At 33.8% G+C, this 12,698-nt stretch carries 11 protein-coding genes; 9 read left to right on the plus strand and 2 right to left on the minus strand.

From position 1 onward, the window contains the following. Nucleotides 1-25 precede the first annotated feature (25 nt). Nucleotides 26-988, minus strand: coding sequence for an HlyD family efflux transporter periplasmic adaptor subunit (locus HPY57_06135; GenBank protein ID NPV11355.1), 963 nt, complete (start codon nucleotides 986-988; stop codon nucleotides 26-28). Nucleotides 989-990: 2 nt separating this feature from the next. Continuing rightward, on the minus strand, nucleotides 991-1,611 hold the full coding sequence (locus tag HPY57_06140; protein NPV11356.1) for a TetR/AcrR family transcriptional regulator: 621 nt from the start codon (nucleotides 1,609-1,611) through the stop codon (nucleotides 991-993). 317 nt (nucleotides 1,612-1,928) lie between these two features. Between HPY57_06140 and HPY57_06145 the strand changes: the two genes are divergently transcribed. The 9 genes from HPY57_06145 to HPY57_06185 all read left to right on the plus strand — a co-directional run bounded on the left by HPY57_06145 (nucleotide 1,929) and on the right by HPY57_06185 (nucleotide 12,696). Continuing rightward, nucleotides 1,929-2,372 (plus strand): Rrf2 family transcriptional regulator, encoded by a 444-nt coding sequence (locus tag HPY57_06145; protein ID NPV11357.1) that lies wholly within the window; start codon nucleotides 1,929-1,931, stop codon nucleotides 2,370-2,372. 12 nt (nucleotides 2,373-2,384) lie between these two features. Further along, nucleotides 2,385-3,719, plus strand: a complete 1,335-nt coding sequence (locus HPY57_06150) for a cytochrome ubiquinol oxidase subunit I (protein ID NPV11358.1) — start codon at nucleotides 2,385-2,387, stop codon at nucleotides 3,717-3,719. Next, nucleotides 3,719-4,747: a cytochrome d ubiquinol oxidase subunit II gene (gene cydB / locus HPY57_06155; protein NPV11359.1), complete on the plus strand. Its 1,029-nt coding sequence runs from the start codon at nucleotides 3,719-3,721 to the stop codon at nucleotides 4,745-4,747. The genes HPY57_06150 and cydB overlap by 1 nt, the downstream gene beginning before the upstream one ends. A 162-nt stretch (nucleotides 4,748-4,909) precedes the next feature. After that, nucleotides 4,910-5,563: a peroxiredoxin gene (locus HPY57_06160; protein NPV11360.1), complete on the plus strand. Its 654-nt coding sequence runs from the start codon at nucleotides 4,910-4,912 to the stop codon at nucleotides 5,561-5,563. 79 nt (nucleotides 5,564-5,642) lie between these two features. Continuing rightward, on the plus strand, nucleotides 5,643-6,608 hold the full coding sequence (locus HPY57_06165; GenBank protein NPV11361.1) for an ROK family protein: 966 nt from the start codon (nucleotides 5,643-5,645) through the stop codon (nucleotides 6,606-6,608). 123 nt (nucleotides 6,609-6,731) lie between these two features. Further along, nucleotides 6,732-7,202: a MarR family transcriptional regulator gene (locus HPY57_06170; protein NPV11362.1), complete on the plus strand. Its 471-nt coding sequence runs from the start codon at nucleotides 6,732-6,734 to the stop codon at nucleotides 7,200-7,202. Beyond that, the gene (locus HPY57_06175; protein ID NPV11363.1) at nucleotides 7,199-8,533 is read left to right on the plus strand and encodes a TolC family protein; all 1,335 of its coding nucleotides are present in this window, start codon (nucleotides 7,199-7,201) and stop codon (nucleotides 8,531-8,533) included. Before HPY57_06170 ends, HPY57_06175 begins: the two co-directional genes overlap by 4 nt. 11 nt (nucleotides 8,534-8,544) lie before the next feature. Further along, nucleotides 8,545-9,573: an efflux RND transporter periplasmic adaptor subunit gene (locus HPY57_06180; protein NPV11364.1), complete on the plus strand. Its 1,029-nt coding sequence runs from the start codon at nucleotides 8,545-8,547 to the stop codon at nucleotides 9,571-9,573. 18 nt (nucleotides 9,574-9,591) lie between these two features. Beyond that, a complete protein-coding gene (locus tag HPY57_06185; GenBank protein ID NPV11365.1) occupies nucleotides 9,592-12,696 on the plus strand; it encodes an efflux RND transporter permease subunit in 3,105 nt (1,034 codons plus the stop codon). Nucleotides 12,697-12,698 lie beyond the last annotated feature (2 nt).

Consider the following 12,698-nt stretch of genomic DNA (forward strand, 5'->3'; position numbering starts at 1 on the left):
GTTTGATCTTTGTCCTTTATCAAAATTACTTCAGATTAATAAGCACATCACAGAGCATTCCATCTTTAAGCAAATGTTCTGGATTTTCAATTTTAATTTTTACTGCATAAACTAATTTCACTCTTTCATCTTTTGTCTGAATGTTTTTTGGAGTGAATTCAGCTTCGTTTGATATGAAAACTATTTTCCCTTTGAATGTTTTATCGGGGAACGCATCAGGTTTTATTTCGACCTCATCTCCTATTTTAATTTTTCCAAGATTTAATTCATTGACATAAACTTTTACAAATACCTCATCGAGATTAATAATTTTGGTAATCAATGAGCCGGAAGTAACAAGTTCACCTTCGTCGTAGTTTATTAAAGACACATAACCATTTGCCGGTGAAATTACAGCCGCATCGCTTAATTTTTTCTCGAGTAATTCTACATTAGCTTTTGCTGCATCAACCAGTGCTTTGGCAGCATCAATTTCTGATTTTAAAGGTCCTCTCTCCGCCTTCTGTAAATTTTCTCTTGCCGATTTTAATTGAGCTTCTGATATTTCTAATCTCAGTTTTGCATCATCAAAAACTTTTTGAGATACACTTTGACTTTCGAATAGGTTTTTAATTCTTTCGAAATCTTTTTTTGCATTTTCAAAATTTACCTCAGCCTGACGAACCACTTCGCGCAATTGAGCCTTGTCTTCGATTCTGACTCCCTGCAAAATTGTTTGATACTTTGCTAGTGCAGAATTGTAATTAGCAACTGCTTGGTTGTATTGTAATAGAATCTCCTTAGGATCTATTAAAAATAAAGTATCTCCTTTTTTAACCTCTTCACCTTCTTTCACAAAAATTTTCTGTAAATCACCTGTGACTTTAGCTCGAACTTCAATATTTGTCGCTTCTATTGAGCTCGATGTTTCTATTAAATTTTTCTTATTTGAATTGCAACCAGCGAGAATAAAGCAGCTAATCAGAAGGAATAGAATAATTTTCTTCATTTTCAATTTCCCTTTTTCTGTTTTTTGTAAAGTTTCTTTCCTTCATTAGTTAAAACTCCATTCAAAAGAATTTCAAATGTTTCGTTGAGAGCTTCGTCTCTGGAAATAGGGCTCGTGATTAAGAATTCAGGATTTAAAACATTTCGAACAGCTCCATAAAATATTCTAAAAACGATATCAGGATTAACATCGTTGAACAGACCTTCCTTTTTTCCTGCTTCAATTGTTTGATAGACAATTTTTTCAAGATTTTCTTTCCTGAATTTTTCAATGTAATTCCAGAGTTTTGGTTTATGTTTTTGAATATCATCTACATAACGAAGGCTGAATTGTCTAATTGAATTTTGGATTAAGTTCAATACATTAAGTAATTTCTCAATTGAATTCTTATCGGATTTCATTATTTCAATAATTGAATCAGTTACCTCGCCGGTGAATTTTTTAACTACGCTTGTCAATAAATCATCCTTTGATTTGAAGTGTTTATAAATCGTTTTCTTGCTTATATGATATTCCCTTGCAATTTCATCAATGGAAGTTTTAAAAAATCCATCTGTAAAAAATTTATGGCGGGCTATTTCTAAAATTTTTTCTCGGGATATGGAATTATCATTTTTTCTCATAAGAAACTATAATTGTTTTTTTCGTTTCCAATATATCTAAAATGAAATTCAAGTTCAAAAGTGAGGCTTGAAAGTTAAGGTGATATGGAAGGATAAAAATTAAGTAATATTGAACAAATCCTAGACTAAATAGATAAAGAACTAAAAATTAATTACAAAGCTCAGTTAACAGTGCAAAGGGAATAGATTTAAGCAAACAAAAATTATAATGTTTAATGAGATAAGAGTTATAAAATTTTATTGATAGAATAAATTAATTCGCTTGTAAAATATGACAAATTTTGTCATATTTGAATTGAAAGATTCAGTAGTTAGAAATGCAATTGACTTTAGCTGGTGAATATGCAATTCGAACAATGATCCATCTCGCCGAGAACGAGGATAAAGAAATTATAACAATCAAAGAAATTGCAGAGCTTCAAAATATTCCTGAAAAATTCCTTCGCAAAATTATTCCCCAATTATGCAGTGCTGGTTTGATTAAATCTTATAAAGGTATAAATGGTGGAATTTCATTTGCAAAAAATCCTAATGAAATTACGCCATACGATATTATTCAAGCTGTTGAAGGTCCTCTAGCTTTAAATAAATGTTTAATCGACAAAGAATTTTGTTCAAATACAAGATGGTGTTCGGTTCATACATTATGGTGCGATTTGCTTGCATTGATGAGGGAGAGACTTTCAAGTAAATCTATCAAAGAGCTTGCATTAGAATCAATGAGACGACGTAATTTGCTTAAACAAAAAATCAACAATTAAAAGGGAGGATTTATGGATCCATTGCTTCTTGCACGTCTTCAATTCGCTCTCACAGTTGGTTTCCACTTCTTATTTCCACCGCTTACAATTGGACTTGCCTGGATGCTTGTAATTATCGAAGCAATTGGGTGGAAAAAGAAAGACGAAATTTATGCAAAGATTGGAAAGTTTTTTGGGAAAGTGCTTGGTTTAATCTTCGCAGTAGGAGTTGCAAGTGGTATTGTGATGGAATTTCAATTTGGTACGAACTGGTCAGAATATTCAAAATTTGTTGGTGATGTTTTTGGTGCACCTCTTGCAGCTGAAGGTGTCTTCGCGTTTTTCCTTGAATCGACATTTCTTGGTTTGTATATCTTTGGCAGGGAAAGAGTATCGAAAGGAGTTCACTGGTTTTCAATTCTAATGGTTGCTGTCGGTTCAACAATCTCTGCGTTCTGGATTTTAGTTGCTAATTCCTGGCAGCAAACACCTGCGGGTTATGTAATTCAGAACAATAGAGCTGAACTTGTTGATTTCTGGGCTGCTGTATTTAATCCTTCAACATTGCCAAGATTTTTCCACACTTTTACAGCTTCATTAATTAGTGGTGCGTTTTTAATGACGGGAGTTGCAGCTTACTGGCTAATTAGAAATAAATCAGTTGATGTTGCAAAGAAAGCCATTTCTTTCTCCGTTGTTTTTGGATTGATTGTTTCGTTACTTGAATTGTTCCCATTTGGTCATGAACACGCAAAACAAGTTGCACAAACTCAACCGGAGAAGTTTGCTGCAATTCAAGGTTTATATAAAACTCAGGAAGGTGCACCGCTTGCAATATTTGCAATTCCTGGGACAAAACCACCTAAACTTTATTTCCCTGTTGAAATTCCAGGACTTTTAAGCTGGTTAGCTTTTGGTGATATTAATGCGGAGATAAAAGGAATAAATGAATTTCCGCCAGATGAAATTCCACCTTTGTGGATAACATTCGTTTCTTATCATAATATGGTAGTGCTTGGGTTGTATTTTATATTTATTACAGCTCTTTCTGCATATTTCTTGAGAAAGAAAAAGTTATTCGAGAAAAAAGGATTGCTGAAAATTTTAATGTGGTCGACTCCATTACCATTAATCGCATGTCAACTCGGTTGGATTTCAGCTGAGGTTGGAAGACAACCATGGATTGTTTATAAATTGATGAAAACGAAGGACGCTGTCTCTGTAACGGTTGGTGCCGGTGAATTGCTTTTCTCTATTATAATTTTTGTTCTGATTTATATCTTGTTGCTTTCCATCTTTCTTTCATTACTATTCAGATGGGTTAAAAAAGGCGCAGAGGCAACAACTACACAGGAGGTTTTACAATGATAGATCTTAACACTATCTGGTTTCTTTTAGTTGGTATCTTAATTATTGGTTACGCAATACTTGATGGATTTGACCTTGGTGTTGGAGTGATTCAACTCTTCACCAAAGATGAAAGAGAAAGAAAAGTTAACATAAATGCAGTTGGACCGGTATGGGATGGAAATGAAGTATGGTTACTAACTGGCGGCGGTGCTTTGTTTGCTGCATTTCCTATTGTTTATGCGACAGTTTTTAGTGGATTTTATCTGGCATTTATGCTTCTCCTTTTCTTTTTAATCTTTAGAGCAGTTTCATTTGAATTTAGAAAATTTTCAGAAACACCAGAAGCGAAGAAGAAATGGGACTTAGCATTTGCGCTTGGAAGTACTGTCCCTGCACTCTTATATGGCGTTGCTATTGGAAATATAATGAAAGGTTTACCAATTGAATTTGTGGATGGCAAAATTGTCTCTCACATTACCTTTCTTGGATTATTGAATCCCTATGCAATTTTAATCGGATTGACTGGATTTGCGATGTTTGTGATGCAGGGTGCAACTTATATGACAATGAAAACAGATGGAGCTCACCTTGAAAAAATGATTAAATGGGCAAATGGTGCTTACATTGCATTTGTATCTCTTTATGTTATTTCAACAATTGTAACTTTATTTGTTGCTTCTTATTTATTTGAAGGAATAATGAAGAACGTATTATTCTGGATTGTGTTTTTGGTTTTGCTTGCCGGATTTGTTTATTATCCCATTGCGCTGAAAGGTCGTAAATTTGGCTGGGCATTTGTCTCTTCATCTGTAATAATTGCAGCCGTAATTGGTTTATTAGCTTTAAGTCTTTATCCAAAACTAGTTCCATCAAATATTGATCTGGCAAATTATAGCTTGACTATTTATAATGCCTCATCTTCACAATATACTTTAAAGACAATGTTAATTATAGCTTTGATTGGTATGCCTGTGGTTATTGCTTATACAATTTTTATTTATAGGGTATTTCGAGGGAAGGTTATTTTATCCAAAGATAGTTATTAATAAAATCAGGCTGAACGAAGGCTCTTTTTACCAGGAGGAATTTTCTTCGTTCAGCCTTTTTGCTCAGTATCTTTTTAAATGACTCAAAATAAACTCGTAAATAGGTTAATCGAAACCTAGTTTTGTTTGTGGCATCTAACCTGAAAAATTATGGAGGATACAATGACTAACGAAACAAGAACTGGAATTCCTTTGTTAGGAGAAAAAATTCCATCTCTTGAAGTTCAAACAACTCACGGTATGAAAAGGATACCAGAAGACTATAAAGGTAAATGGATCGTTCTTTTTAGTCATCCCGCTGATTTTACACCAGTTTGTACAACAGAATTTGTTGCTTTTGCAAAGAGAAATGAAGAATTCAAAAAATTAAATGCCGAATTGATTGGTTTATCTATCGATCAAGTATTTTCTCACATCAAGTGGGTAGAATGGATCAAAGAAAAATTAGGAATTGAGATTCCATTCCCAATTATTGCAGATGATATGGGTAATGTTGCAAAAGCGCTTGGAATGGTTCATCCTGGAAAAGGAACGAATACAGTTCGCGCTGTCTTTGTAATTGATCCAACTGGAACCATACGATTGATGATTTATTATCCTCAGGAAATAGGAAGACAAATTGATGAAGTACTTCGTGCATTGAAGGCATTACAAATTTCAGACGCTAATAAAGTTGCAATGCCTGAGAACTGGCCCAATAATGAACTTATCAAAGATAAAGTTATTATTCCGCCACCAAAGGATGTTGTTGAAGCCGAGAAGAGAAAATCCTGGGAAGGTTTCGATTGGTGGTTCACTTACAAGTCCCTTCAATAAGTTGTATTTGTAAAGGGAAGACGAAAGTCTTCCCTTTTTTATTTTCTAAATTTTTATTTTAAACCAAAAAGATTTATTAATGCCAGAAATAAAAAATTATATTGCGGTTGTTGATCTTGGGGGGACAAAAATTTTAGCTGCAATCTTAAATAAAAATGCAGAGATTATTTCTTTAGCCAAAAAATCGACCAAATCTAAAAATAAGTCAGAAACAGTTTTCGATAGGGTAATTTTAACAATAGAAGAGGCACTTAGTCTAAAAAATTTAAGTCCTTCCAATCTTGATGGAATTGTTCTTGGAATTCCTGGATCACTCAATCCTGAAACGGGAATTGTAAATCTTGCTCCTAATCTTGGATTAAAAAAAGTTGATGTGATTGATCCAATAAAGAATCACTTTAATAAAGAAGTCTTCATCGAAAATGATGCTAATCTCGGGACACTCGGAATCTATCATTTCGAAAGCAGTGAAAATTGTAAAAACTTAATTGCAATTTTCGTTGGGACAGGTGTTGGTGCAGGTATAATCATTGATGGAAAACTTTATAGAGGCAAAAATTTTTCGGCAGGAGAAATTGGGCATATTAAAATTAAAGAAAATGGTCACAAATGTGGCTGCGGTAATTACGGTTGTCTTGAGACAGAAGCTTCAAGAACTGCTATCACAAGAATTATTAACGAAGAAATCAAAAAAGGGAAAAAGTCTGTCATTATTAAATTAACAGATGACCGAAAAGTGATTAAATCTGGAATTTTAGCTCAGGCAATCAAGAAAAAAGATAAGGTTACAATCAAAGCAGTTCAGCATGCGGCTGAAGAGCTTGGTAAAACAACAGGAAATCTGATCAACATGTTTGATTTAGATTGTGTTGTGTTTGCAGGTGGTGTTATAGAAGCAATTGGCAGTTTTATGCTTCCCATCATAAAAGAAAAGGCAAAAGAAACTGCTTTAAAAAGCAATTTTAAGGGCACTCGAATTTCAATTTCTCATCTTAAAGATAATGCAGCTCTATTGGGCGGATTTGCTCTATTCAAAAATGCTTAATTAAGATATCTTTAGTGATAAAATTTAAACTTGACTTAGGAACATTTTTAAACTTATATTTGCTTCGTATTCCGAAATATTCGGATAACTATTATATCGTAATTCTAATAATTGGAAAACCGAATGAGTAAAAATCAAGAAACAGAAGCAATAATTAATGAATTAATGGAGCTTGGTTATAAGCTCCGTGAAGTGATGTTTAAACTTAATCCTACAATATTTAAATCAGAGCTTACGCTTACTCAACTATTCGCTCTTCAATACATCTGTCATATTCCAAATATTACCTTAAAAGAACTTGCAGATAAATTGGTGATAGCTCAAAGCTCAGCTTCTGAGCTTGTGGATAGACTTGTGACGATGAAATATGTGGATCGAAAAATTTCTCCGGAAGACAGAAGAAAAATCATTCTTAACCTTTCTCCAAAGGGGAAAAAATTTATCGAGCAGCACATAGAAGAAAACAAGTCTTTATTTAAAAAATTAATTTCTAAACTCTCACCCGAAGAGCAAAGAGAATACCTCTCTGCAATGCAAAAATTTTATAAAGTTTCACTTGAATTGGTAAATCAAATTGAAAAAGGAGAAATATGAGGAAGCTTATCTTAATTATCTTCGTTATCTTTTGTTCACAAAATTTTCTTTCCGCAGGTGAAAAGAAAATCATTTCAAATCTGACTCTGGACAAAGCAATTGAAATTGCCCTGAAAGAAAATTCTCAAATAAAAATTGCCCGTTATGATATTGAGAAGTCAGAATCTAAACTAACAGAATCGTTGTCATCTCTTTTCCCAAGTATCTCTGCAGAAGGAACTTACATTAGAAATATCAAAAAGCCAGTGTTCTTTTTGCCGGATTTCTTTGGTGGTACTGGACAGGTCAGGCCTATCGAAATTGGCTCGAAGAATTCTTACTCTGGACAATTAAAACTTGGATTGCCGATCTTTGTTGGACAGGCATATACTGGAATTGTAATGAGTAAGTTAGGGCTTGAATTAAGTAATCTAAGTTATGAAGAAACATTGGCTCAAATCAGACTAAATACTACAAAAGCCTTTCTGGATGTTCTTTTGACTCGAGAGACTGAAAAATTTATCAAGCAAAGTTATGAAAATGCTTTGCGTAACCTTGAAAATGCCGCGAAACTCAACAAACAAGGAATCCTTTCTGATTTTGAATATTTGAGTGCACAGGTTGAGGTTGAGAAAATAAAACCAAATGTTCTTCAAGCTGAATACACCTATGAAACAGCACTGAATTTTCTCAAAACGCTTTTAAACTTATCTTCAGAAGACAGTATAGAAGTTGTTGGTTCAATTGAGAATTTCTTCACAAGCAAAACTTTACCTCAGATTGATAGTTATGTAGTTGAAAACACATTTACATTAAAGAAGCTCGGATTACAAAAACAAATTGCCGATAAAAATATAATGCTGCAAAGATGGGGACACTTCCCAAGTCTGGTTGCTTTTGGAAATTATCAAATTCAAACCCAGGCTGAAGATTATAATTTTAATACTTATCGATGGGTTAAAAGTGCTTCGGTTGGATTGACTTTAAGTGTTCCAATTTTCTCAGGATTTGGTGTTAAAAGCCGCGTAGAACAGGCCGAAATTCAATCTAAACAACTTGAAGAGACAATTAATTACACTAAGAAGCAGCTTGATATAGCTATCACAAATACAAAGAATCGAATGGCAACTGCGCTTGAAAAAATAGAAGCTCAAAAATTAAACAGAGAGAAAGCAAGAATTAATTATCGCATTGCTGAAGTTCGTTACAATGAAGGTATGAGTACGCAAATTGAAATCAGCAATGCAAATGTAAACTTACTTTCTGCTGAGCTTGGTTATGCTCAGGCAATTTATGAATACTTGGTTGCACAAGCTGAACTTGAATTTTATCTAAACAAATCAACTAAATAGAGGGTATGAAAATGAAGATCAAATTCTTTTTAGTATTAACATTAATTATTGCAATCATTGGTTGTAATCCAAAAAAGGAAGCTCAAAAAGAAGAAATTAAATCAGTAACTGTTCAGAAAGTTGAAAGAAAAGTCGTTAAGAACAACTTATTGTTTACCGGAACGGTTTATCCATGGGAAGAAGCAGCGCTTGCTGCTCAAATGGCATCGAGAGTCAGAAAAATTTATGTAAAAGAAGGTGATTATGTTAAGCAAGGACAGTTGCTGGTTCAAATGGATGATCAGCAATTAACTCAAATTGAAATTCAATTTAACGATGCAAAAAGAGATTTTGAGAGAGCCGAGAAATTGAAAGCCGAAGGTGCAATCTCTGACCAACAATATGAAAAATTCAAACTTGCATACGAAACATTAAAGACGAATTATGAAAAGATATTAGAGAATACACAATTGCGCGCACCATTTTCGGGTGTAATTACTGCAAAGTATTTGAATGACGGCGAGTTGTTTTTAATGGCTCCTGCTGGTGGTAGATCAGTGCCTGCAATTTTGCACTTAATGAATGTAAGTGAACTTAAAGTAAAAATTTCTGTTAACGAATTAGATGCTTATAAGATCAAAATTGGCCAGAAGGCTTTAGTAACGAGTGATTTTCTGCCTGGAGAAATTTTTACCGGGTATGTGACAAGAATTAGTCCAGTTGTTGATCCAGTCAGCAAAAAAGTTGAGCTTGAACTTCGAGTACCAAATCGTGGAAATAAAATAAAAGCTAATTCATTTGTTCGAGTAGAAATTGATTTGGGCGAGACAAAAGATTTATTAATTCCTACATCAGCTATTTTAGCAGATCCATTAACAGGAAAGAACTTTGTTTATGTTTATCAAGATGGTAAAGCAAGAAAGAAATATGTTGTGAAGGGTAAAGAAGTCAATGATGAAACCGTTATAAAATCAGGATTAAACGAAGGAGATCAAATTATTGTTGAGGGTCAGGCTAATTTAACTGATGGAGAAAAAGTAAAACTTTTCAAAGGTTTATAAGGAGAGGAGATATTTTCTATGAAATTACCAGAAATTGGCGTAAAGCGTCCTGTTTTTACAACAATGATTTTCATTGCGACGCTTGTTTTTGGACTTTATTCAATAAGATTAATTCCAATAGATCTGCTTCCTAAAATTGAAGCGCCTATTTTAACAGTTCTAACAACTTATCCTGGTTCAAGTGCTGATGATATCGAAGTAAAAGTTACGAGAATAATTGAGAAATCTCTTGCTTCTGTACCTAATCTGAAGAAGATAACTTCTATTTCAAAAGAAAATATATCAGTTGTAACGCTTGAATTTGATTGGGGAACTGATCTTGATGAGGCGGCTAATGACTGCCGTTCTTCTCTCGAATTTGCAAAGGTTCAACTACCCGATGGTGTTGAAAGTCCAAAGATATTTAAATTCAGCACAGAACAATTTCCAGTTATTGTTGCAGGTATAACTGTCCCTAAAAATCTTGACTACAAAGAATTTAAAGATTTTGTTGATGATAATATTGCCGATCGTCTTGTAAGAATTCCTGGAGTTGGCGGAGTTCAGGCATTTGGCGCTCCAGCAAGAGAAATAAGAGTGGATTTTGATCCGAATAAACTTAAAGCCTACAATCTTTCAATAAATCAAATTGCACAAATTGTGCGAGCTGAAAACTTAACATTGCCTGCTGGAAATCTTGATGATAAAAAACTTTCTTATATACTCAGAGTAAAGGGCGAATTTGCTTCTCCTGCAGATATTGAAAATGTTGTTATTGGTGCAAGCGGTGGTCAAATTTTATACTTAAAGGATATTGCAACTATTGTTGATACCGTTACTAAAGATGAGAGAAGAACCTTAATTAACGGTGAAAAAGGCGTTGTAGTTTTAATGAATAAACTTTCTGGAGCTAATACAGTTGACGTCTCCGAATCATTGAAAAAAGAAATTGCAAAGATTGAGAAAGAATATGGCTTGAAAATCAACATTGTTTTTGATGGTGCGGAGTTTATTAAAAGATCGATTAACAACTTGTTAAAAACTTTCTTAACAAGTCTTTTGCTGGTTTCGATTGTGGTTTTACTTTTCTTAAGAAGAGTTAGAGCCAGTTTGATAATTGTGCTTTCCATTCCATTCTCTTTGATTATTGCATTCTTCTTTATGTATGTCTTTAAGTATACAATAAACATTCTTTCTCTCTCTTCAATTGCTATTGCAGTGGGAATGGTTGTGGATAATGCGATAGTTGTTCTTGAAAATGTTGTAAAGCATATTGAAAGAGGTGAGCATATAAAGGAAGCCTCAATGTATGGTGCAAGTGAAGTTGGTTCAGCTCTTCTTGCATCAACATTGACAACAATAGCTGTATTCGCTCCTTTGTTTTTCTTAACAGGTATAGCAGGGATACTTTTTACGCAACTTGCTGCAATCACAACTATTACAATTTCAATGTCCCTCTTCGTTGCTTTGTTTTTAACTCCAATGCTTACCTCAACTCTTCTAAAGAAAGTTGAAGAAAAAAAGGAATCAGAAAAATTCCTTGATAAATTATTTAATTGGAGTGAAAATATTTTTAATAAAATTGATGAAATCTACTACAATATTCTTATTTGGGCTATCAATCATAAAAAGACAACTTTAGTTATTGGAGTTTTGTTTTTGGCTTTAACACTTGGGCTTATTCCTTTTATCGGTTCTGATTTTATTCCTGAAAGTGACAGCTCACAAGTCCAGGTTATAATTGAATTGCCAGTTGGAACAAGCGTTTATGAAACTGAAAAATTTGTCCGCGAAATGTACGATCTTATAAAAGAACGAACTCCAGAGATAAAAGATATTTTTTATCAGGTTGGTCAAAGTGCATCGGGATTAGGTTCGGTATTTGGTACAAAGGAAGGTGAGAACATTGGAATTATTAATTTAAGACTCGTTAATGTGGAAGAACGAAAAAGATCAAATAAACAGATTGCCGATGATTTGAGAGAATTTCTAAAGCAATTTCCAAAAATAAATAAGCTTAATGTTTTAACTCAGGCTGGCGGACAAGCTGCAATTTTTGGTCAGGGCAAACCAATATCAATTGAAATTTTAGGTCCTGATTTAAATGCATCTCGAAAAGTTGCTGAACAAATTCGGGATAAAATTTCTACCGTTAAAGGTGTCGTCGAACCGCAAATCTCTTTGCAGGAAAATAAACCTGAGATCACAATTTTAATTGATAAAGATAAAGCTGCAATGCTCGGATTAAATACCGCATTAATTGCAACGAGCTTGAGAAATTATGTCTTTGGAAACATTCCAACTCAATTCAGAGGTACAAAGACAACTTATGACATTAGGCTTCGACTGGATGAAAATTATAGGATGAAAGTTGAAGATATTGCTAATCTGGAAGTTACGAATGTAATGGGTAAACAAATTCCTTTGAAAAATTTCGCAACAATTAAAACTGAATTCAGTCCGATTGAAATTGATAGAAAGAATCAAGAACGAATTGTAAAAGTTGAGGCAGGTCTTTCCGGTACTTCTTTAGGTCAGGCTGTTTTAGAAATTGAAAATATTTTGAAAGATATCCCATTACCGCCAAATACCAGAATTGATTTCGGCGGAAGTTATGAACAACAACAGGAAGCATTTGGTGATTTATTGCTTCTACTCTTGTTGAGTATCGTTCTTGTCTACATTGTAATGGCAGCGCAGTTTGAAAGCTTGCTTGACCCATTTATCATTATGTTCAGTATTCCTTTTGCTTTCGCTGGTGTATTGATTGGTTTATTTGTATTTCGTCAAACTTTAAATGTCATTTCATTCCTTGGAATAATTATGTTAGTTGGTATTGTAGTAAATAACGCAATTGTACTTGTGGACTTCATAAACATCTTAAGGGCAAGAGGTCAGCGCCTTGTTGAAGCAATTTTAAATGGTGGACGAAGTCGTTTAAGACCAGTTTTAATGACATCCTTTACAACAATATTTGGATTGCTGCCGCTTGCACTGAGCACTGGAAGTGGTTCGGAAACCTGGAAACCGCTTGGAGCTGCAATGGTTGGCGGTATGACTTTCTCTACTTTCATCACATTGATTATTGTGCCGGTAATTTACAACATTTTTGAAAGTCGATTAAAGAAAAATAAAGAGAGTTAATT

The organism is Ignavibacteria bacterium, assembly GCA_013177855.1.
Lineage (GTDB): Bacteria > Bacteroidota > Ignavibacteria > Ch128b > Ch128b > Ch128b.